The organism is Prevotella pectinovora (assembly GCF_000834015.1).
Classification (GTDB): domain Bacteria; phylum Bacteroidota; class Bacteroidia; order Bacteroidales; family Bacteroidaceae; genus Prevotella; species Prevotella pectinovora.
The window spans coordinates 1-23157 of the sequence record NZ_JXQI01000064.1 but is presented as its reverse complement, the minus strand read 5'-3'; the positions used below and the strand labels follow the sequence as shown (position 1 = coordinate 23157).

Annotated in this window: 16 protein-coding genes and 1 tRNA gene; 9 read left to right on the top strand and 8 right to left on the bottom strand. The window is 50.9% G+C overall.

Going from position 1 to position 23157, the window contains the following annotated elements; genetic code table 11:
• Nucleotides 1–1096: 1096 nt before the first annotated feature.
• The 5 genes from ST42_RS09465 to ST42_RS09445 form a co-directional block, all read right to left on the bottom strand.
• Nucleotides 1097–2386, bottom strand: a complete 1290-nt coding sequence (locus ST42_RS09465; protein WP_044073337.1) for an MFS transporter — start codon at nt 2384–2386, stop codon at nt 1097–1099.
• A gap of 16 nt (nt 2387–2402) precedes the next feature.
• Nucleotides 2403–6224: a DUF4922 domain-containing protein gene (locus ST42_RS13590; protein WP_082028630.1), complete on the bottom strand. Its 3822-nt coding sequence runs from the start codon at nt 6222–6224 to the stop codon at nt 2403–2405.
• Between the two features lie 37 nt (nt 6225–6261).
• Nucleotides 6262–7050: an NAD(+) diphosphatase gene (gene nudC, locus ST42_RS09455; RefSeq protein WP_042518760.1), complete on the bottom strand. Its 789-nt coding sequence runs from the start codon at nt 7048–7050 to the stop codon at nt 6262–6264.
• Between the two features lie 58 nt (nt 7051–7108).
• The gene (locus ST42_RS09450) at nt 7109–8848 is read right to left on the bottom strand and encodes a bifunctional metallophosphatase/5'-nucleotidase (RefSeq protein WP_044073335.1); all 1740 of its coding nucleotides are present in this window, start codon (nt 8846–8848) and stop codon (nt 7109–7111) included.
• Nucleotides 8849–9282: 434 nt separating this feature from the next.
• A complete protein-coding gene (locus ST42_RS09445) occupies nt 9283–9984 on the bottom strand; it encodes a hypothetical protein (RefSeq protein ID WP_156139344.1) in 702 nt (233 codons plus the stop codon).
• Nucleotides 9985–10431: 447 nt separating this feature from the next.
• Here ST42_RS09445 and rlmN point away from each other — a divergent pair, with 447 nt between their 5' ends.
• From rlmN to ST42_RS09400, 9 genes are all read left to right on the top strand, one after another.
• Entirely contained in the window at nt 10432–11475 is a 1044-nt protein-coding gene (rlmN, locus tag ST42_RS09440; protein ID WP_042518752.1) for a 23S rRNA (adenine(2503)-C(2))-methyltransferase RlmN, read from the top strand.
• A gap of 45 nt (nt 11476–11520) precedes the next feature.
• Nucleotides 11521–12636: a 4-hydroxythreonine-4-phosphate dehydrogenase PdxA gene (gene pdxA / locus ST42_RS09435; RefSeq protein WP_044073333.1), complete on the top strand. Its 1116-nt coding sequence runs from the start codon at nt 11521–11523 to the stop codon at nt 12634–12636.
• Between the two features lie 24 nt (nt 12637–12660).
• Nucleotides 12661–13656 carry a lysylphosphatidylglycerol synthase transmembrane domain-containing protein gene (locus ST42_RS09430; protein ID WP_044073331.1) on the top strand — a complete coding sequence of 332 codons (996 nt, stop codon included), beginning with the start codon at nt 12661–12663 and terminating at the stop codon, nt 13654–13656.
• Nucleotides 13657–13724: 68 nt separating this feature from the next.
• The gene (locus ST42_RS09425; protein ID WP_044073330.1) at nt 13725–14978 is read left to right on the top strand and encodes a sigma-54 interaction domain-containing protein; all 1254 of its coding nucleotides are present in this window, start codon (nt 13725–13727) and stop codon (nt 14976–14978) included.
• Between the two features lie 70 nt (nt 14979–15048).
• A complete protein-coding gene (locus ST42_RS09420; protein ID WP_156132498.1) occupies nt 15049–15546 on the top strand; it encodes an LptE family protein in 498 nt (165 codons plus the stop codon).
• 70 nt (nt 15547–15616) lie between these two features.
• Nucleotides 15617–16372 (top strand): hypothetical protein, encoded by a 756-nt coding sequence (locus tag ST42_RS09415; protein WP_044073329.1) that lies wholly within the window; start codon nt 15617–15619, stop codon nt 16370–16372.
• A gap of 9 nt (nt 16373–16381) precedes the next feature.
• Nucleotides 16382–16786, top strand: a complete 405-nt coding sequence (secG, locus tag ST42_RS09410; protein WP_044073327.1) for a preprotein translocase subunit SecG — start codon at nt 16382–16384, stop codon at nt 16784–16786.
• A gap of 91 nt (nt 16787–16877) precedes the next feature.
• Nucleotides 16878–16951 (top strand) — tRNA-His (locus ST42_RS09405).
• Nucleotides 16952–17249: 298 nt separating this feature from the next.
• On the top strand, nt 17250–18911 hold the full coding sequence (locus tag ST42_RS09400; RefSeq protein ID WP_044073325.1) for a putative transporter: 1662 nt from the start codon (nt 17250–17252) through the stop codon (nt 18909–18911).
• Nucleotides 18912–19163: 252 nt separating this feature from the next.
• Here the strand turns inward: ST42_RS09400 and ald are convergent, their stop codons facing one another.
• From ald to ST42_RS09385, 3 genes are all read right to left on the bottom strand, one after another.
• Entirely contained in the window at nt 19164–20270 is a 1107-nt protein-coding gene (gene ald / locus ST42_RS09395; RefSeq protein WP_022317653.1) for an alanine dehydrogenase, read from the bottom strand.
• 282 nt (nt 20271–20552) lie between these two features.
• Nucleotides 20553–21965, bottom strand: coding sequence for a sensor histidine kinase (locus ST42_RS09390; RefSeq protein WP_044073323.1), 1413 nt, complete (start codon nt 21963–21965; stop codon nt 20553–20555).
• A 6-nt stretch (nt 21966–21971) separates the two neighbouring features.
• Nucleotides 21972–22355: a response regulator gene (locus tag ST42_RS09385; protein ID WP_022317655.1), complete on the bottom strand. Its 384-nt coding sequence runs from the start codon at nt 22353–22355 to the stop codon at nt 21972–21974.
• Nucleotides 22356–23157: the final 802 nt, after the last annotated feature.

The window sequence follows — 23157 nt, the reverse complement described above, 5'->3', positions numbered from 1 at the left end:
TTGTTGTGTGCGAACACAAAAGGCATTAACTTTGCAACTGAAAAGATAAAGATATAGATAAAAGCTGCAATGAGAGCAGCAGGTAAAAAGATTGTTTAACGATAACTAAAAAGAGAAAGGAAATTGATTATGTTGACATTTATGTTAGTAACAGCATGTGTAGTAGCTTTTGCAGTATTGGCAAGTGTTGGAATGAACATCGGCATGAAGCTCTACAAGTAAATTTTCTGAAGTATTTGAATTTTAGAAAGTATTAGAGAGAATCAGTTTATTTGTATACCCGCTCGCATGAGAGGGTGTAACCGGAGCGGTTGAATGGCGACTTCAATGTCGTTGTTCAACCGCTTTTCGTTGTTTTTGGCCCGCAGATTTAGACAAGAACCTGGATAAACCCAAGGTGGATGATTTTCCTGCCGACATCAGCCCCCACCTGGCCTCAAACCCATCCTAACCTTCACAAAGGGAAGGAACAGATTACTCCGGCTATCGACGACAGCCCCCACCTAGCCTCCCCCGAAGGGGAGGGACAGATACCTTTGGCTGCATGATATTCATTTGTAGTTGTCTGATTATCAATCGTTTATCAATAGTAATAGTAACTGTCCCTCCCCTTCGGGGGAGGCTAGGTGGGGGCTGATGACAATATTCAGAGTAGTTACTATTGGCTTGGAGTTAAGTTTGAACTTCATCAGCTTTGTGGTTTTTCCCCTGTTTATCGCTCGATGTCTTTTACGAGGTGGTGACTATGGTCACCACCATCAGCTGCCGGATGTAGTTACCGTCGAGAGCTGGCTCTCGACAGGGAAGTACAGCCGACAGATGATAAGCTGTAAGGCTCGTAAAAGACATCGGGTGTTTTTCCGGTTTTTGTCTTAAATCACATATCCCTTTCGCCCGTCCGTATTTCCCCCACAGCGTGGGGAATGAAACCCCACATTAGGGGGTTCTGTTCCCCACGCTGTGGGGGAAAATCATGGTCTATGTCTTAGACATCACAAGTCTATTTTTCAGTCCATGAATTCAACCGGAATATAACCACCAAACGGTCATTAGACCGTCTAACTACAAATCGGTCAACAGTCCGTTTAATGTGTTATCATTCCTCTTCAGACGTTTCCTTTCCGAAGTCAGGGTCTATCTTCAGGAATGCCGTTACGAGGAACGTGATGGTGCAGCAGAGCATCACGATGATGAAGAACGTGCGATAGCCCAGCATATCCTTCATATATCCCGACACCATGCCCGGGAGCATCAGTCCGAGATATGATATTCCGGTGCAGATGGAGTAGTGGGAGGTCTTGAACTTGCCCTGGCTGTAGAAGAGCATGTAGAGCGTGAGCACGGTGAATCCCAGTCCGTATCCGAACTGTTCCACGAAGAGACACGACGACACTACGAAGAGGTCGGAGTTGAGCGAATAGCTCAGATATATATACACCACATCAGGCAGAGTGATGGCACACACCATCGGCCACAGCCATTTCTTCATACCGTCGCGGCTCACGAGATATCCGCCGAGGATTCCGCCGAGCAGCAGACCGATCAGTCCCACCGTGCCGTTGGCGAGTCCGTATTCCTGTGGCGAGAGTCCCAGACCGCCCTGGGAGTTAGGGCGCAGGATGAATGTCTTCGTCATGGTGTTGAGCAAGGCCTCCGGAAATCTGTATAGCAGCAGGAAGAGCATTACGCAAAGCGTTTCAGAAGCCTTGAACTTGCTGAAAAACGTGGTGAACATCGTCTTTATCTCGTTAGCCACCTCTGTCATGCTGCGTTGCGTATGAGCGTCATCTGTAGGTTTCGGCATAGTGCGGCAGTGGAGCAGCCACATTCCCAGGAACAGTCCGGCGAGGCCATAGAATATCAGAGCCCACGAGAATTTTATCTGATTGCGGAACACCACCTGCAGCACTCCGGCGAGCGACACGAGAATGCCGTTGACGAAGATTATGGCGAGCCTGTAGAACGTGTTTCTAAGTCCCACGTATTTAGCCTGGTTGTGGTTGTCGAGTTCTATCATGTAGAACCCGTCGGCAGCCACGTCGTGGGTGGCGCTGCAGAAGGCGATGATGAAGAACAGGCACATGGTGGCCTGAAACCAGAATGCCGTAGGTATGCTGAACGCTATGCCAGCCAATGCGCTGCCGATGAGCATCTGCATGGCGAGCACCCACCAACGCTTGGTCTTCAGGAGGTCGATGAACGGGCTCCACAGCGGTTTTATCACCCACGGCAGAGCCAGCCATCCGGTGAAGAGACCCACCTCAGTATCGGTGAGTCCCATTTGCATATACATCACCACGGAGAGACCCGTCACGATGGCGTTTGGCAGTCCCTCGGCGAAATATAGAGTGGGCACCCATGCCCACGGAGATGTTTTAGTCTTCATTTTTGTTTCGTTGTTTTCAATAAATATCCTTTATCTCGGCGTTGCGATAGTAGTGGAGTAGAATCTGACGGTAGTCGAAACCCTTTTCTCCCATCACGGCAGCACCTATCTGACACAGTCCCACACCGTGTCCCCATCCGGCTCCCGTGAGTTCGAACCGCTGCGGCACACCGTCGCTGCCGATGTCTTTGCGGTCTACCACGAATGCCGAGCTATAGAGGTGAGAGTCGCTCAGGGCGCGTCTTATCTCCAGTTCCTTGCCGATGGTGAACGAGCGTTCGGTGCCCACTATCAGCAGTTTGCTTATCCTGCCACTCTTTCCGCGTTCCACCGCCTTGAGGTCGATGATGTCGCCGAGGTTCATCTTCAGTTTCTCATCCAGCAGACTCTTCAGCTTCTGCTGAGTCAGAGTGACGTGCCAGCGGTAGAAGTCTGCAGTCTCCTGGTCGTAGTCGTTGAGCACCTCAGAGAGCACCTTGGCATCGCTGGTGTTGCAGAAGCTCTCCGGACTCGTCCTTATCCATTTCTCGGCATTCTCCTCGATGGTGAGGTCGGGCACGCTTTCGCCGCCGTCCTTCATTCCGCCCTCGGTATCCCTGACGGCGATGAGATAAGGTTTTGACACATCCTCCCAGCAGTATTGGAACTCCTCGCTCACTCCTCCGCAGCATTTCGAGAACCTGGCGTCGCAGATGTCGTTGCCGTTCATGAGAATCTGTCCTCTCGTCAGCTTTATCGCCTGTGCCACGTGTGGCGACGTCTCCTTAGTTATTCCCTGATAGCGCTGGCAGTGGTCGTCGGCACACACGTCGAATATGGTGTGGTCTTCGCGGTCGTACCAGCGGATGAGCATGTCGTCCTTCTTGACAAACGAGAAGAAGTTGTTGCCGCTCTCAGCCACTTCCATCCTCTTCTTCATCTGTGCGAGCAGCCATGAGCGGGAGATTACGGCGTGAGCCTTGAGCAGTTCCAGACTCGATGTGGCGCTCATCTCGCTTGAGATTACGCTTTCGAGATATTTCTCCACAGGCAGACTGTTTATGGCGCATATCTTGTCGGCCTCCACCACGAGGTTCAGTTCTCCCTGGAAGGTCTGCGTCTCCTTGCGCTCCCAGTGGAAGTTCACACCGATGGTCACGTCGAAGAGCGAGAACGACGCCTTGTCGGTCTTCGGTGAGAAACAGAGTTCGCGGTATTGGTTGCCGTTCCACAATATTCCACCCTCAGAGAATTCCACCACCTGTCTGCCGGTGATTATCTCACCCTTGGCAGAATACTCGCCGTTGAGCGAGAACTCAATCCTCTCGCCGCTCACTATTCCCACGTGAACGTTGGGCTCGCGGCGCTTGGGGCATATCATGCTCGCTGCCGAAGGTTTGTTGGCATTCTCCTTTATCTTCTTTATCACAGAGGCAAACTCCTCGTCGTTGAGGCTCACCTCACGCAGTATTTCTATCGCCTTCTCTGCCGTGAGACTCTTGAAGTCGGCCTCTCGCGGCGTTATTATCATTCCAGCCATGTCGAGAGCTCCCGGACTGATCATCAGCGAACCCTCGGCCTCAGGAGCCGACAGGTCGGGATAGCATGCCGGACGGTGGCGGCGGCGAGGGAATACCACCGAGAGATATTCGTCGCCGTTTCTCCAGCTCACGATGTTCATCATCGGCTCATAGTCGTCCTTTGCCATTGGCAGCGCCTTGTAAACGAATTTGAACAGTTCGGCGTCGCCCTTCAGACTCTTGCTGCGGATGAGCAGTGCCGGCGAAGGATATTCGTTTATCACGGAAATGCTCTCGCCGTCGTTGTTGGTGGATATCTCCGTCATGTTGCGGCAATAGCGTTGCCATCCCGTCTGCAGCGGCAGCAGTCCGCTCGTGCCGGCCTGGAAATGACAATGGTCGGGAGCCGACGCTCCGCATTTCGGACCGTTGTAGAATACCATCAGCTTGGGGAACAGCGTGAGTAGACGGTGTATCTCGCTGTAGTTGTGGTATATTGCCTGTGGCTGGTGGGTGAGCTTGGGTATCGTGAAATGTGCCGGCAGGATAGGGTAGGGGTTGACGAGAAGTTCGAAGTCCTTGTCGACAGTCTTTGACATCTGCTCCTCAGGACGGTTCTTGCGGCAGAGGAAGCACGGACGCTTCTCCAGACTCTTCTTGTCTATCCTTGCCCCTGTGGAGACGATGCGTGCCGGATTGAACTGCACAATGATATTGTTGCCTTCGCTGTTGAGCTGGCGCTGCTCCACATTGTGAAGGTCGCGGAAGTTTTCCCTCGCCAGGTCCCACTGCTCCATCTGTCTGTTGAAGAAGCGGTGGAGCGAACTGTCGTCGCTGAAGTCCATCATTCCCTTTTCTATCTGCTGTCTGGCAGAGAGTTCTATTGTCCTGATTCTGTCCTTGTATAAGTTGTTGGCATTCACCTTCTCTATGCTCAGAGCGGCATCGCTGTTTCCGCCCCATCGGCGGCAGAGATACAGTTCGGAGAATATCCTGCCAATCCTGTAGCGGCGGCAGAAGGCGAGCGCCATGGCATAGTCTTCGCCGTAGCTCGTGTTGGGGAACTGCAACTGCCGGAGCAGCGGTGTGAAGAAAGCGCGTGGCGCTCCCAGTCCGTTGATGCGCAGGGCGTTGTTGCATCCGTTGTCGTCGGTCCATTCCGCATGGTCGATCAGTCCTGGCGGCAGCGTGTTGAGGTTGAAGTCACACATGCGGTAGCTTCCGATGATCATTGCCGCATGCTGCTTGTGGAATTCGTCTACGATAGTCTGCAGCGTATTTTCAGACGAATAGAGGTCGTCGCTGTCGAGCTGCACGGCGAATTTTCCGCATCTGCTGTCGTTCACCGCCACGTTCCAGCATCCTCCGATGCCGAGGTCGGTACGCTCAGGCACGATGTGTATGAGCTGAGGCTTTGAAGGGTCAGCATGTTTCGCTGCATATTCTTCCAGGAGAGTCGTAGTGTTGTCAGTGGAGTGGTTGTCTACAACTATGACGTTGAATCTGAATTTCGTTTTCTGTGCCAATGCGCTGTCCACGGCATCGCAAATCGTCTTCTCACGGTTTCTGACCGGTATTATCACCGATGCCTCGCATGCGAACTGCTGCTCGTTGAAGTCAGGAGTCTCATATCCGGCGGTGTCGATGAATGCTCCCACCTCCTTGAGATGCGCCGTGACGGCTTTTTCCATCTCCACCTGCACCTCACGGTTGCGCGGGTTGACATAGTCGAACTGCTTCTCGCCGCTTGTGCGGGTGTCGCTCTCCTCTTCAGTATAGAGATATTCGTTGAGATGGAAGATGGAACCGTTTCTGCTTATAAACAGGCGCAGGTCGTACAAGCCGGCATACATGTAGTCGGCATCAGCGTCAGCGGCGGCATATTCCTTTATCAGCCTGCTCTTGAAGAGCATCACGCTTCCGAAGTCGAAGTCGTCGCGCAGGCTGCCCGCCTGATAGTCTATCACGGGGTGTGCCACGGTGTTGCCGTTCTCCACAGAATAGTGGTCGCTGTATACCATTGCCGCATTGGTCTCGGCAGCCACCCGGATCATCCTTCTCAGAGCATAGAGTCCGATGGTCAGCGGTGTGGACTTGGTGTATATCATCGTGTATTCGCTGTCGATATTCTCGGCGATGCTTATCATCGTTGCCGACGACATGATATTGTCTACGACAATCATCGCACATCCCTCTGGAGCAGCGTTCTTCATGGCGAAGTCTTGTGAAACGAGCAAGTTTATGTGTTTCACTGCCCTGCATTCTCTCAGCTGGTTCACCGTAGGCATCACGGCCTCGATGTCGGCGCATGGCAGAAAACAGTCTGTCTTTATTATCATGGTGTGTATAAATTGTTTTTTTTTTGTTTGTTGTTCCTTATTTCATTCCGTTGTCCTTCTCTCCTTCGAGCCATGCGTCGATGAGTTTGCGGGCTATGCTCAGCTTTTCGGGGATGGTGGGCAGGTTGTCCTTGCGGAACCATGCTCCGCGGGCCAGCTCCGAGGTCTGCAGCTTTATCTCTCCGCTCACGTAGTCGGCATTGAAGCCCACCATCAGTCCGCAGGGATAAGGCCAGGGCTGCGAACCGAAATAGCGAAGGTTTGTGATTTCGAGGTTTGTCTCCTCCTTCACTTCGCGGTGTACCGCCTCTTCGAGTGTCTCTCCCGTTTCAACGAATCCAGCCACGAGTCCCATGAAGTTGGATTTGAAGTTTCTGGCATGCACGAGCAATACCTCGTCGCCCTTGTGTATCAACACGATAATCGCCGTGGCGAGCTGGGGCCACACCTCCTTGCCGCATTCCGTGCAGCGCTTGCTGATGTCGGTATGCATTTTCATCGGCGAACCGCATACGCCGCAGAACTTGGTGTTCTGGTCCCAATACAGCAGTTCCTCGCATTTTCCGGCCTTGAGATACAGTTCCTTGGTTATCTTGTAGTAGCTCTGGCGCAGTCCGCACATCTCATATCTCGGATTGTCGGTCACGGGATGGTCGATGGAGTATGTGCAGACCGCCGTGTCGCCCAGCGGACTCACGTTCATCATGTTTGTCCACGGTTTCGTCTCCGTGGGGGCGTTCTCGCCGTAGGGTATGGTGTAAGTGCCGTCGGGCAGCTTTTCGAGCATCAGGTCTCCTTTGCAGAAGACGAAAAACAGTTTTTCCATTCTTTTGTCTTTTGAGTAACAGTTTTCTGTTTTGTCTTTTGAGTAACAGTTTTCTGTTTTATCTTTTGAATATCAGTTTTCTGTCGCGTTCGAGTGCCGGCTTGGTCCATTTCTCCGGCACGAAACGCCAGTTCTTGTTAGGTTTGGCATATATCGTTCCCTCGCTCTTTATCTTTTCGGCGAGATAGTGGCGCATGTCGAGCTTGCTCTCGTATTCAGTACGTCCCGGCAGTTCCTCCTTTGCTATTCCGGCACCTCTGGTCAGCAGTTCTCCGCCGCCGTTTGCCCGATAGCTGTTCATCACCACCCGATACCATTTCTTGGCATTGAAGCGCTTGCCGTCAGACATCCTCAGTATCTTCACCTTCTTGCCCTCCGGTTTTGTCACGTCCACCTCATAGTCTATTCCGGCGGCGGAGTCGAAGTTGAAGGTGAAGTTCTTGAATCCGAACTTCTGCATGTCACCAGTATTCCTCTCGTCAATTAGCATGATATGGTCGTCGGGCGATTTCATCTGGTTTGTCCACAGGGCATAGCTCATTTCGAGATAGTTCTTTATCTCCTCGCCCGTCATTCTCAGCACACAGATGTTGTTCTCGAATTTGTATAGCTTGAACATGTCGCTCATCAGGATTTTGCCCTTGTTGAGCTTCGTGTTGAACTGCAGCGGTGCGTTGAACGACACGTCGGCATTTGTTATTGCCAACTGCAGGTTGTGGATGAGGTCGGTGAAAGCCGAATTGCCGAAGAAGCTGTCGCGGGTGTATATCGTGTCGGCAAGTTCGCCGATGGGGGCATTGATGAATCCCTTTATCTCGTCGATTTCCTTGGCGAAGTGGGCCATATACGCCGAGTCAACGGGTTCGTTGCAGATGTCGCGCACCTCACCGGTTATCTTCTTCTCTGCCACCTTGCCGTCGCGCAGCGTTATCTCCACTTCAGCGTCGGCAATGTTCACGGCGTTGCACGAAGGGTCGAGACACAACACCTCTCTTCCTGCCGCATTCTTCACCACCGCCTTCCTTGCGTGGTGGTCGTGGCCAAAGAAGAGGATGTCGAAGCCATCCACGTTTTTCGCCGTGTTCTCCGTCTCGTCCTCGGTGTAGTCAGCGTTTTCTATTCCGCCGTTCCATCCGCTGTGGAACAGTCCCACCACCACGTCGGGACGCTCCGTCTCTCTCAGTCGTGCTATCCATTCCTTTGCCGACTTCTCTATGCCGTCGAAGCGCAGTCCCTTCCATAGTTTCTCGCCGAGCCAGCTCGGTATGGCAGGTGTCAGCATTCCTATCACGGCGATTTTCACTCCGTCGCGCTCTATGATGGTGTATGGCTTCACGTATGGTTTTCCGGTGGCGGTGTCGATGATGTTGGCGCCCAGCACAGGTGCGTTCATCTCGCCAATCCATTTGTCATACACGCTGTGCCCGGTCTCCACGTCATGGTTGCCGAAGGTGGCGGCGTCGTATCGCATATAGTTCAGAATGTCCGACACGATGTTGCGCTTGTCGGTAGCCACATAGTTGTAGTAGTAGCATGTGGGCTGACCTTGCAGGATGTCACCGTTGTCGAGCAGTATCACGTTGTCGCCATACTCCTGTCGCAGTCTGTTCACGTATGAGCTGACCCTTGCCAGCGATCCCTTGGCGTCTCTCCGCTCTATGAAGTCGTAGGGGAAGAAACTGCCGTGGACGTCGCTCGTCTCGAGAATTCTCAGTTTCACGGTCTTTGTCTCTTGTGCCGTTGCCGGGCAGGTGGCAGCCAGGGCAATCGCTGCCGTTATCAGTGTGCTTATTTTCATAATCTGTATTGCCGGTTGCTTGTTGCGCTTCCGGTGTTTGTTCGTTATTGTTTGTAGAAATCCTTCTTACTGCAGCAGACTTTCCCATTGACGGGCAAGACCGTTGTGATGCTCCTTCCTGCGTCATGCTTCCATTGCCTTGGCGAAGTGTGGAGCACCTCCAGCAGCATTGTTGTAAGGATTATTATACAAAGGTAGTGTAAAACTGGCGGATAAAAAAACATTCAGCGGAATTTGTTGACAATTATAGCGGTGGGCTTTCTGTATTTGGACTTATGGGTAACGGCATAATGACTGTTTTGCTGCAAGCAGTTGTCAAATATAATATCGAACGTCCTGATGACTGATTCGGGTTAAGGCAATAAACAATCAACCCAAACCAGTCATCAAGACCGATTTGGGTTGAACGATGTTTTATGAAAAAACGGCAAGACTTATTTCCTGATCTTCTTTCCGTTCATGATATATATGCCTTTCTCTGGCTCATTCTGGAGCTTCATTCCGTTGATGGAATATTTCACTCCGCTCTTCGTTTTGTCTTGTGAGATGCCGTCGACGGACATGGGTCTGCCGAAGTCGGAATATGAGAATATCAGTTTGCCGTCATCGTAACACTCAAGAAAGTATTCCATATGGCTTGTGAGCGCACTTTCGCCAGACCATATTGCCATCGTCGCTCCAATACCCTCTACCCAACATAGGTATTCGTCCTCTCCAAAATCAGAGAAAGTGATGCGTTTGCGGGTTACTCCGTTGACTGTGATGTAGTCAACATCGGTGACTACAGGTCCGTAAGTTACTCCTTCGTAAAGATAATCGCCCTTTTGCTTGTTGAAATCAAGCATTAAGAACGGGTTGTCGCCCCATAAGCCATAGAGCTTTCCGTCTTCCTCATAAGCTGCGGTGGTGTAGCTCGACTTGTGGTCGTTTCTTTGGTAGTCTATTAATATCTTCTTCCATGTCTTGCCGTTTATTACAGTATCCCCCGAAACTGTATAAGTTTCGTATTTAGGACGATCACAAAACATTTCCAATACCTTCCAGCTTCTCCCTTCTTTCAGCATCCTTGTGTCTTCCTGTGCGAAGACGGTGATGCTTGTAATGAGCATAAAGATTACCGGTAAAATTCTTTTCATAATTGTTCCCTCCATATTTTATTTGTTGTTGAATGTGATATCGCTTTTCGTATTCGATAGGTGGTACTACAAGTTGTGTAATATTCTGATAATAAAGTGCTGGCCTTGTCTTTTTGTCTATTTTCCATCTCTCTCATCGGTCATATAGCCCGCTATATTCCCTCTTTGAATGAAGAAAAGATCTCAAGAAATATGAGGCTCAAATCATACCAAGTTATTTTTTTTCGCCGTCACTAAACATCCCCAATGCTCATCAGATACACATTTTCTTCATCCGCGGAACTGGCAGTCAGGGCAGATGCCGGCAGTCCGTAGTGGAATGTTGCGCTATTGTGTTGCGCTATTCTGCCGTAAACCGATATGGATTTGTGTGAAAATCTTGTGCATGTCAGAATTTATTAGTAAGTTTGCAAATCAGAACAAGACGTAAATATACGATAAAAACAAATGGCAGAAAACAAGACACCGCTTGTCGCAATGACGCTCGACGAGCTGAAAAATGCGGCTAAGGAACTCGGGATGCCGGCATTCACCGGAGCACAGATGGCAAAATGGCTCTATGGGAAAGGAGTGCGCGACATCGACGAGATGACAAACTTATCGAAGGCTAACAGGGAGAAGCTGAAAGCCCGCTATGAGGTGGGCGGCATGGATCCGATAGACTGTCAGAAGTCTGTTGACGGAACGATAAAATACCTCTTCCCCACGGCAAGCGGAAAGTTTGTCGAGACGGTGTATATCCCCGATGGCGACAGGGCTACGCTCTGCGTGTCGTCGCAGGTGGGATGCAAGATGAACTGCCTCTTCTGCCAGACCGGAAAGCAGGGTTTCGAGGGTAACCTCACCGCTGCCGACATACTGAACCAGATATATTCGCTGCCCGAAAGGGAGAAGCTGACCAACGTGGTGTTCATGGGGCAGGGAGAGCCGATGGACAATCTCGACAATGTGTTGAGAGTGACGCAGGTGCTCACCGCCGACTATGGCTTCGCTTGGAGTCCGAAGAGAATCACCGTGAGCAGCGTGGGAGTGAAAAACAAACTGAAGAGATTCCTCGACGAGAGCGACTGCCATGTGGCGATAAGCATGCATTCGCCGATACCCGAACAGCGCGCCATGCTGATGCCGGCAGAGAAGGGAATGTCGATAAAAGACGTGGTGGCGCTCATGCACCAGTATGACTTCACCCACCAGCGCAGACTCTCGTTCGAATATATCGTGTTCGGAGGACTCAACGACTCTATGCTGCACGCCAGAGAGATAGTGAAACTCGTGGAAGGACTGGAATGCCGGGTCAACCTCATCCGCTTCCATCAGATACCGAATGTGGACCTGCATGGAGCGAGTGATGAGAAGATGGCATCGTTTCGCGACTATCTCACCAAACACGGCGTGTTCACCACCATTCGGGCGAGCCGCGGACAGGACATCTGGGCAGCCTGCGGACTGCTCAGCACCAAGCGCATGCAGGAAAGCGGTGAGGAGAAATAAGATAACTACTATACCAGATACTTACAAAACAGAATATACACAGCAATGGAAGATAGAAAGATAAGAGTCGCCATAACACACGGCGACACTAACGGAATAGGATATGAGGTGATTTTCAAGACCTTCGCCGAACCGACGATGCTTGAACTCTGCACACCGATAATATACGGTTCGCCAAAGGTGGCGGCATACCATCGCAACGCACTCGGCATACAGGCAAACTTCACTATAATAAATAAGGTGGAGGATGCCGTAGACGGAAAGGTGAATCTGCTCACCGCCTTCGACGAAGACGTGAAGGTGGATATGGGAATGCCGACCAAAGAAGCCGGAATGGCTGCGCTGAAAGCCCTCGACAGGGCGATGGAAGGTTTTGCAGGCGGAGGCTACGACGTGCTCGTCACCGCACCGATAAACAAGAACGACATACAGGGCGAAGGATTCCATTTCTGCGGACATACCGAATATATCGAGGAGAAAGTGGGAGAGGGCCAGAAGGCACTCATGATTCTTGCCGGAAGACAGCTGAGAGTGGCGCTCGTCACCACCCATCTGCCGATAAAGGACATCGCACAGGCGATAACCAAGGAGGCGATAGTGGAGAAATGCACCATTTTCAACAAGGCGCTGAAGAGAGACTTCAACGTTTCGGCACCACGCATCGCCGTACTCTCGCTGAATCCTCATGCCGGTGACGGCGGAGTGATAGGCACGGAAGAAGAGACGGTAATCAAGCCGGCAATAGAAGAACTGTCAGATGCCGGTATTGACGTCTTCGGGCCATTCGCCGCCGACGGATTCTTCGGTCATGGCACATACACGGCATTCGACGGAGTGCTCGCCATGTATCACGACCAGGGACTGGCTCCTTTCAAGACCATCGTGGGCGACGAGGGAGTGAACATCACTGCCGGACTGCCTATCGTGCGCACGTCGCCAGACCATGGCACGGCGTATGAAATCGCCGGAAAGGGCGTTGCCGATGAGGCGTCTTTCCGTCAGGCTGTCTACGATGCCATCGACATATTCAGAAACCGCATCAACTACGACGAACCGCTGCAGGATCCTCTCAAGAAACTGTATCATGAGAGAAGAGACGACAGCGAGAAAGTGAGATTCGCTGTGTCGAAGCAGAAACCAAAGGCTCCTGCGGCAGAGTGACAGAAGTATAGGAGAACTCCATAGATGAGCAAGAAATACCAAAACGGTTTCTTCGTCTTCGGACTCGTGGTGCTCGTCATAATGGTGACGCAGCTCGACTTCAGAGAGGTGTGGAGCGGATTGCAGAGAGCAGGATACTGGTTCTTTGCTGTCGTGGCGCTCTGGCTCGGACTATATGTCATAAACACCCTGTCGTGGTATGTCATCATTCGTCAGGGCGGCAGCGGCAAAGACAAGACACCGTTCTCGTTCTGGTGGCTGTATAAGGTCACGGTGTCCGGCTTCGCCCTCAACTATGCCACACCCGGCGGACTGATGGGCGGCGAGGCATACCGCATCATGGAGTTGGCACCGAAAATCGGAACGGAGAGAGCCTCCTCGTCGGTCATCCTCTATGTGATGACCCATATCTTCAGCCACTTCTGGTTCTGGCTCCTCTCCGTGGGCATATATCTCATCACGCAGTCTCCTACGATGCCCATCGCCGTGATACTCGCTCTGACGGCGGCATTCTGTATGCTCGGCATCTGGTTCTTCATGCGCGGATACAAGAAAGGTCTCGCCATGATGCTCACACGATGGCTGAGCAAGATGCCGTGGATGGGAAAATGGGCACGCCGCCTGATGGAGAAGCAGGGCGACAAACTCCGGGAGATAGACACCCAGATAGCGGCGCTCCACAAGCAGAATCCCGTGTCGTTCGTTTCGGCAGTGGTTCTCGAACTGCTTTGCCGTTTCCTGTCCAGCTTCGAGATAATGTTCGTGCTGCTCGTGATAATGCCGGAGGTGAGCTATCCGTCGTGCGTCATAATCCTGGCGTTCACGTCGCTTTTCGCCAACCTCCTCTTCTTCATCCCGCTGCAGCTCGGAGGCCGTGAGGGAGGATTCATGCTCTCGGCGTCGGGACTCGCCATGGCGGCAAGCAGCGGCATCTTCGTGGCGCTGATAGTGAGGATAAGGGAGCTGATATGGACGGCAATCGGCTTGATGCTGATAAAGATGGAAAGAACAAAAAAGTAATAAAAAGACAAAAAAACAAAACACACTGCCGAAGAGTGGATTTTATTGTGTAATTTTGTCGCAATTATATGAATACATCAGATCTTCAGAAAATAAAGCAACGTTATAACGTCGTGGGAAACTGCGATGCGTTGAACCGTGCTCTCGACGTCGCCTTGCAGGTGGCGCCGACAGACTTGTCTGTGCTCATAATCGGAGAGAGCGGCGTGGGAAAGGAGATTATACCGAGGATAATTCATGACAACTCGCCACGACGACGGGAGAAATACTTCGCCATAAACTGCGGTTCCATACCGGAAGGCACCATCGACAGCGAACTCTTCGGCCATGAGAAAGGTTCCTTCACAGGAGCCATAGGAGAGAGCGAAGGATATTTCGGAGTGGCAAACAAGGGCACCATATTCCTCGACGAAGTGGGGGAGCTGCCGCTTGCCACACAGGCAAGGCTGCTGAGAGTGCTAGAAACGGGAGAGTATATCCGTGTGGGAGGTCAGAAGATAATGAAGACCGACGTGCGCATCGTAGCCGCCACCAATGTGAATATGCGCAAGGCGGTGAGCCAGGGACGCTTCAGAGAAGACCTGTACTACAGATTGAACACCATCCCGGTGCAGATGCCGCCGCTGCGCGACCGTGGCAACGACATCCTGCTGCTCTTCAGACTCTTTGCCATGCAGATGGCGGAGAAATACAACTTCCCGAAGATAACGCTCGACGAACAGGCTCAGGCTATGATGCTCAAATACAAGTGGCCCGGAAACGTGAGACAGCTGAAGAACATCACGGAACAGATGTCGGTGCTCTCGCAGCAAAGGCTGATAACGGCAGAGACTCTGCTGCATTACATCCCGCAAGACCCGGAGACGACGCAGCTCGTTGCCATGGGAGGAAACGGCGGCAGCGGAGAACAGCACTCGTATGAGAGCGAGCGCGACCTGCTGTACAAAATCCTCTATGAACTGAGAGGTACCGTGGCCGACCTCAGAAGAGAGGTGGATGAACTGAAGAAGAAAGTGGGTGGGGGACATTCCGACGCACCACGCCGGCTGGAGCATTTCGACAGTTCAGATACTGTGCCAGCCATCATTCCGCAGCAGCATGGTGATGTCAACAGCAGGCAGACAATCGAACCCTCCGTACAGGATGCCGTGGCAGAGGAGATTTCTGAACCTGAAAGCCTGAACCTGGAGAACGTGGGACGCCACATGCTGGAGAAAGCCCTCGAAAAGAACGGCGGAAACAGGAAGAAGGCGGCGCAGGAACTGGGAATCTCAGACCGCACTCTGTATAGAAGAATCAGACAGTATGGACTCGACAAATAACCATAGTGTGAAGACAATGAAATCAAGAAACAAAGAGAGCCGCAGACTCTCCGAATATAATAAAGGTGTAATGACCGTTGTCGTGGCAATCATCGCCATGGTGATCACGGCATGCAGCGTGTCGTATAAGTTCAATGGAGCGAGCATCGACTACAACAAAACCAAGACGATACAGATCGCCGACTTCCCGATACGCTCAAGCTATGTGTGGGGACCGATGGCGAGCATCTTCAACAATCAGCTGAAAGACCAGTATGCCAACCATACCAGACTCATACAGGTGAAGAGAAACGGCGACCTGAAAGTGGAGGGAGAAATTACCCAATACTCACAGCGAAACAAGGCAGTTACGGCACAGGGAGAGTCGGCACAGGTGGAACTCTCAATGACGGTAAACGTGAGGTTCACAAACAACGCCAACCATAGCGAGGACTTCGAAAGACAGTTCACTGCCACCACCACCTACGACAGCCGCCAGTCGCTCAACTCCGTACAAGAGGAATGTGTGACGCAGATGGTGAAAGACATCACCGACCAGATCTTCAACGCTACAGTGGCAAACTGGTAGGATGTGACAAACCGGCAAGATATAACAAAGACCTATATATTAACAAGATAAAACTACCGACGACAAGAATATGGATTTAGGGCAACTGATAAAACACCCGGAGATGATGGACAAGGAAACGCTGTATGACCTGCGTTCCCTCGTGGCCCTGTATCCATATTACCAGACGGCGAGGCTGCTCATGCTCCAGAATCTGTATGTGCTCCACAGCCAGTCGTTCGACGAGGAACTCAGAAAGGCATCGGTGTATTTCACCGACCGCCGTGTAGTCTTCAAACTCGTTGAGGCTGCCCACTACAAGCTGCGCAATGCCGAGGAGAAGACACAGAAAAAATACCATTCAGAGGAAGGCGAGAGCCGTACGATATCGCTCATCGACCAATTCCTCGACACCCTGCCCGACGATGGCGACGAGACGGACAACTCGGCGCCACGACGCAAGCCCACTCCGGCAGACGCTGCAGTAGACTATGTGTCATACCTGCTCGAAACAGAGAGCGAGGCGGAAAAAGAGGCAGAGAAGGCCAATCCCCACATGAAGGGACAAGACCTCATAGACAACTTCATCAACAACGAGGGAGGGAAGATAGAACTGACTGACGCTCCCGACAGTCCACCCGAAGAATACGACAAGACAGAGGAAAATGGTGGCGATGAAGGGGTCTTTACCGAGACTTTGGCGCGAATTTACATAAAACAAGGACAATATTCAAAGGCTTTGGAAATTATTAAGCGATTAAATTTGAAATATCCAAAAAAAAATGTTTACTTTGCAGACCAAATTCGCTTCTTGGAGAAATTAATAATAAATAATAAATACAAATAACAAAAGAAAATGTACACATTATTCTTAATTCTTATCGTTTTGGCAGCAGTGCTGATGATAGCTATCGTCCTGATACAAGAGTCTAAGGGAGGTGGTCTGGCATCAAACTTCTCTTCATCAAATTCAATCATGGGTGTACGCAAGACCACAGACTTCGTTGAGAAGGCTACATGGGGACTGGCAATCTCATTGGTTGTTTTCAGCGTGGTTTGCGCATATACTGCTCCTCAGGCAGATGGCTCACAGAGCGTGATGGAGAACGCTACAGAGGCTCCACAGACAAATCCTAACAACGTGCAAGGCTTCGGTGCAGCCCAGAAGGCAGCTCCGGCACAGGGCGCCCAGAAGGCAGCTCCAGCAGCTCAGCAGGGTGTTCCAGCAGCAGCTCCAGTAGCTCCAGCACAGGGAAAATAAAGAAAAAAGCAAAAAAGTACGTGAAATATTTGGAAGTTTCAAATAAATCACGTACCTTTGCACTCGCTTTGAAACACTAAGCGTTTACATGGTGGCTGTAGTTCAGTTGGTTAGAGCGTCAGATTGTGGTTCTGAATGTCGTGGGTTCGAGCCCCACCAGCCACCCAGAAGAGGAAGTCTTTAAGAGGCTTCCTTTTTTCGTTGTATAAGGTTTGTGCAACGCCACCTCGTATCTTCTCAACTCTTCTGTCCTCGTCACCTCGTATCTTGGGTCAGCGGATTTATTTGTCCTCTTCATCTTATTTGTCCTCTTCATCTTGTCATCTTGTCACCTTGTCAACTCGTCAACTCAACCCTAATTTCAAAAAGCATTACCGTTTTACACTCAAATCGGAAAATTTCCATTACCTTTGCAGCCCAGAGAGATTTCTGTTACATAACAACAGGTTTTAAGAAAGCAAAAATGGAATGGATTGAAAGTCTTTTCACGATACACTCTGCCGTGCAGAGCATTGTCGTGTTGTCCCTTATTGTGTCATTAGGACTAGCCCTCGGCAAGATCCACATCAGAGGAATATCCCTTGGTGTGGCATTTGTCTTCTTCATCGGCATCGTGGCAGGTAGTCTGCATCTCTCGGCATCCCCAGAGATGCTGAATTTTGCCGAGACGCTCGGCTTGTCGCTGTTTGTATATGCGCTCGGCCTTCATGTAGGTCCCAACTTCATCGGTATGATGCGCCATGACGGCGTGTTGCTCAATGCGTGGAGCATGGCGCTGATAGCCTTGGGCACGGTGATGGCACTCTCTTTGTGCCTCGTGCTGCCGGTCAGCGTGCCGGATATGGTGGGAATACTCTGCGGAGCCACCACCAACACCCCAGCCTTGGGAGCTGCCCAGCAGGCTCTGTCCAATGCACACCTGTCGAGTAGCGGTGCTGCCCTGGGATGCGCCGTTACATATCCCCTCGGTGTAGTGGGAGTGATTTTCGCTATGATACTGCTGCGCAAGTTCTTCGTCACTCCCGACGACCTGCAGCCTCACAATGCAAATGATGAAGACCAGACCTTTGTCGGTCAGTTCGTGGTGGTAAATCCTGCCATTGCCGGCAAGACGCTGGCTAAGGTGTCGCAGATGACCCACAACCACTTCATCGTGTCTCGCATCTGGCGTGGCGACGACGTCATCGTTCCCAATGCCTCCACTATTATCCAGTCTGGCGACAACGTGCTCGTGGTGACAAGGCGCGACGAGGTGTCTGCCATGGAGGTGCTCTTCGGCAAGAGGGTGGAAAAGAACTGGAACCGCGACCATATCGACTGGAATGCCATCGACTCCTCGGTTGAGAGCCGTGTGGTGGTGATGACACGCACGAAACTGAACGGCAAGCCCCTCGGTTCGCTCCACATGCGACAGATCTATGGGGTAAACATCAGCCGCGTGATGCGTGGCGACATCAAGCTTCTTGCCACCGACTCCCTGCATCTGCAGTATGGCGACCGCGTAACGGTAGTAGGTACACCAGACAACATCAACCATGCCGCATCGTTCCTCGGCAACGCCATACAGGATCTCAACGAGCCAAACCTCAGTGCCATCTTCTTCGGACTGCTGCTGGGACTGGCTGTCGGCATGATACCGTTCTCCATCCCAGGCATGAGCACACCGGTGAAGCTCGGCATTGCCGGAGGTCCGATCATTATGGGAATCATTATCGGAGCGTTAGGCTCGAGAGCGCATTTCATCAGCTACACCACACGTTCGGCATCGCTCATGCTGCGCAAATTCGGACTGTCGCTCTATCTCGCCTGTCTCGGACTTGCTGCCGGCAAGGATTTCTTCGCCACGATAATCCGTCCGGAAGGACTGCTGTGGGTGGGAGTGGGATTCCTGCTTACCGTTCTGCCGCTTATCATCATTGGAGTGATAGCCCTGAAGACCAAGAAATTTGACTTCGGCACTATCTGCGGTCTGCTTTGCGGAGCCATGGCAAACCCTATGGCATTGAGCTACGCCAACGAGACCATCAAGGGCGACAGGGCATCAGTAGCCTACACCTCGGTTTATCCTCTCGGCATGTTTGTCAGGGTTATCATTGCCCAGGTGATAATAATGTTCCTGGTTTAATCCCAAATGGTCATTAGGTCGTTCAATGTAATATTTTACAACTGCTTGCAGTCTTTTTTTCAGAAGAACGGATTTGTCAGGCGGCTTTTCGCTTGTCGTATTCCGATATCAAAAATGGAAGGGAAAGAGAATCATATCGTGAGGATATGAAATCTCTTTCCCTTCTGGCTTTTTTCCGCGACGCCACATCTTATCACTACGATGCGGCATCTTTGCTTTCCCATGATGTCACATTATATGTTCTATGCTTTTTCAAAGCTCCACTGGCTCGTATTCCAGTCCGAACACGTCTGCCACAGCCTTGAATGTCACCTTGCCGTTCACGATGTTCAGTCCCCTGTATAATGCCGGGTCATCCTTGCATGCCTTTTTCCAGCCCTTGTCGGCAAGTGCGATGGCATATCTCAGCGTAGCGTTTGTCAGCGCCGTCGTTGAAGTGTTTGGCACAGCTCCCGGAATGTTGGCAACGGCATAGTGCACGATGCCGTCCACGGTGTATACAGGCTCTGAGTGGGTCGTTGGCCGGGATGTCTCGAAGCATCCGCCCTGGTCTATTGCCACGTCAACGAGCACCGTTCCCGGCTGCATGATCTTCAGCATGTCTTTTGTTATGAGGTGTGGGGCCTTGTCTCCCGGCACGAGCACGCTGCCCACCACGATGTCGGTGTCTGGCAGCATCATTCTGATGTTATGTTCAGTGGAGTATAGTGTATGTGCGTTTACCGGAAGTTCCATTTCGAGCTGGCGCAGTCTTGGCAGCGAGATATCCGTTATCCATACGTCGGCACCCAGTCCGCATGCCATTCTCGCCGCAGCCTCTCCCACGGTGCCGCCGCCCAGTATCAGCACCTTCGTGCGGTCTACTCCCGGCACACCGCTGATGAGCTTTCCCTTGCCGCCCTTGGTCTTCTGCAGATAGTAAGCGCCGTTCAGCGTAGCCATGCGTCCTGCCACCTCGCTCATAGGGATAAGCAGCGGCAGCTGATGGTTGTCGGTTTCCACAGTCTCGTATGCCAGACACACGGCACCGCTCTCAATCATGGCATCGGTGAGCCGGCGGTCGCAAGCGAAGTGGAAGTATGTGAATACCAGCTGGTCCTTCTTTATCAGTTTGTATTCAGCCTCGATAGGCTCCTTCACCTTTATTATCATCTCCGCCTCCTGATACACCGCTTCGATGTCGGGCAGTATGGCAGCCCCCACCTTTTCGTATTGGTCGTCGCTGAATCCGCTGTTCTCTCCAGCTGTGTGCTGCACCACTACCTGATGGCCATGGCGTATCAGTTCTGCTACTCCGGCAGGTGTCATGCCGACTCTGTTCTCGTTGTTCTTGATTTCTTTTGGAATACCGATCTTCATAATGATGTGGTTTTAAGGTTAGACATCGCTTTTCCGCCGTAAATATATGAAAAAATCGGATTACTTGTATTTGTGTCGGTTAAAAAAGTAACATTTTTATATTAAAACTATACGTTTTGATTGGTTGGTTTTGCAAAATGATGCATTTGTGTAATGTGTTGTCTCTGTCCTTCGCTCATCTTGATATTCGTGACGCCTTCCTGCCAACTCGTTAACTTGTCAACTCGTTAACTTGTCCACTCGTCTATATCTCCTTCAGCACATTTTTCAGTTTCCTCATTTTTACCCCCCCCGACTCGTTTTGTTCAGGTTGAGGGGATGAGTGAACACCATACGTGTGCCGTTGGTGTACGATGTGTCAAGCCATATCTTGCCGCCCATGCTCTCTGTCAGTACCCTGCATAGAGACAGTCCCAGACCGGTGCCATGCACGTATTGGTTCAGCTTCACGAACCGTCCGAACACCACTTCCGCTTTGTCCTCAGGTATTCCGCAGCCTGTGTCCGTCACGGCGAACTTGATGTAGTCGGTGTTGTAGTCGGGGCGTATGGTGAGTTTTATGAATCCCTTCTTGGTGTATTTGCTGGCGTTCGACAGCAGGTTTATCATCACCTGTTTGAGTCGTATCGGGTCGGTATATATCATGAGTCTCTCGTCGCTGGGGAAATCCTCTATGTATTCCACATCTTCCAGTTTGCTGGCGTGTTTCACCGACAGTATGCTTGTTCGGCTAAGGGCTATCACGTCGCATTCCTCCGGACTGATAGGCAGTTTGCCTGATTCGATTTTCGATATGTCGAGGATGTCGCTTATCAGGTTGAGCAGCATGTCCGAGTTCTCCTTTATCACGTGGCAGAACTGCTTCTTCTCCTCCTCCTCGTAGTCGTCCTCTTCAAGAAGATTCGCAAATCCCACTATGGCGTTCAGCGGAGTGCGTAACTCGTGGCTCATGTTGGCGATGAACGAAGTCTTCACGTTGTTTGCTCTTTCTGCTATGTCCTTCGCTCTTTTCAGTTCCTCGCTCTGTATTTCGAGAGCGTCTCTCAGTCTTTTCATCTTCAAGAGATAGTATATTGCGAGAACCAGGGCGATGGCGAGGAAAGCGAATACAGCGAGTGTTGGCAATATTATGCTTTTGTTTGCCGAGAAGAAGTGTGTCGCTGTGTTCAGCACCACGGCGTCTTGTGGCAGTTCGGCATCTTCCTTATTGAAGGCTTCGAGCATTTTCTGGTCGAAGGTGTATGTAGACGGTATGATATGGAAGAGGCTCTCTCTGGTCTTCTTGCCGTAGAGATATTCTATTGCCATGTCGGCAAGCATCTTTCCCTGGGGAGTATACTGCGACAGGAACGCCGACCACGCCTCCTGTCCGAGCGGGATGATGAGGTCTGGCGGCGACAGTCTGTGTTCGTTCAGAATGCCTGCCATGCGGTATTTCCATTCGTGCCTCTCGCTTAGTCCCTTGCAGTTCAGGTTCTCTATGTCGAGTCTGATGTCGTTCTCTCCCTTATTTTTCAGCTCCTGCAGGATGTCGGATAGGGTGGTATACATCCTCTTGGTGTCGGGGTTATACGAGGTTATCACGAGAATCCTCTTGGCTTCTCGTGCGAAGGCGGCGTTGGCATGCGACAATGCCATGACGCACACGGTCAGGACCAGCAGTCCCGTTCTTATGTGTCTCGTTATTCCCCTCATGATGGGCTATCCCAGGATTTTTTCCGTTTGTCGGCGAATCGTGTCGAGCAGCTTGTTCTGCAGGATAGGCTTTTCGATGAAGTCGTTCACCCCCAGGTCATAGCATTCCGCCATGTTCACCTCGTCTGTTATTGCCGATGTCACGATTATCGCCACCTCGTCTTTGCCATGTTTGCTCCTCACGCTGCGTATCACGTCCCATCCGTCAACGCCCGGCATCATGAGGTCAAGGATTATGATGTCCGGGTTGAAGGATTCAATCTTTTTCAGAGCCTCCTCTCCGCTCAGCGCGGTATCGGAGTCGGCATCGAGTTTCTTTTTTATTATGGTAGAGATCAGCGTTACGTTAGTAGGAATGTCGTCAACGATCAGTATCTTGCATTTTTTCATAAACTTATTTTTTTCAAGTATTCATGCAAAGATAATTCTTTTTTCAATTAAACACTATTTGTATGTAATATTTTTTGTAAAAACGTTTGTCATATTCTTCTTCTTTTGAGAAATTAGTTCACTTACATGGAATTGTTTTCCTGAAACAAAGTGTCAAAGTATCATTTTCAGCCATTGATTTCAGCTTATGTCTCTGAAAGAGAGCGTGTTGCGTGAATGATACTTTTCCGTTATCCTTACAAAGAAGTATCATAGAAGTATCATGGAAGTATCATCAGACCATGTAGCCATTGCATTCCTTTCCTGCGGTTTCGTTCTGTGAATGTTTTGGGCACATTCCGGGCAGTATTCGTGCCCACTTGGGGCAACGTGCTTGCCCAACATGGGCAACGTGCTTGCCCCACTTGGGCACGCTGCTTGCCCATTTCGTGAAGAATTATACCGGACAGCAATGAGTCTTGTTATTTCAAAGCATTATGCCGGAATGAACAAAAAAACATGACAGAGTAATATCTTTGCAGTCCGGTCGTTATCTATACCAATGAATACGGCATCTTAGAACTGCAAGTCATAAATGCAGAAAATAGATTGCTATTACAAGAGATGCAGGCACAAAAATTTCTGCCATGCCCCAATAACCCCCCAAACGTTCATTATACCGTTTTGGCTTAAACCCAAATCGCTTTCTATGTTAATATCCAAATGTTTTGACCATTATTTTCAATTTATGCTGAGATTTTATATTCAGGGGTGAATGTTTGGCGATTTCTGACCATGGCTGTGACCAAATGTACAAGTTTGT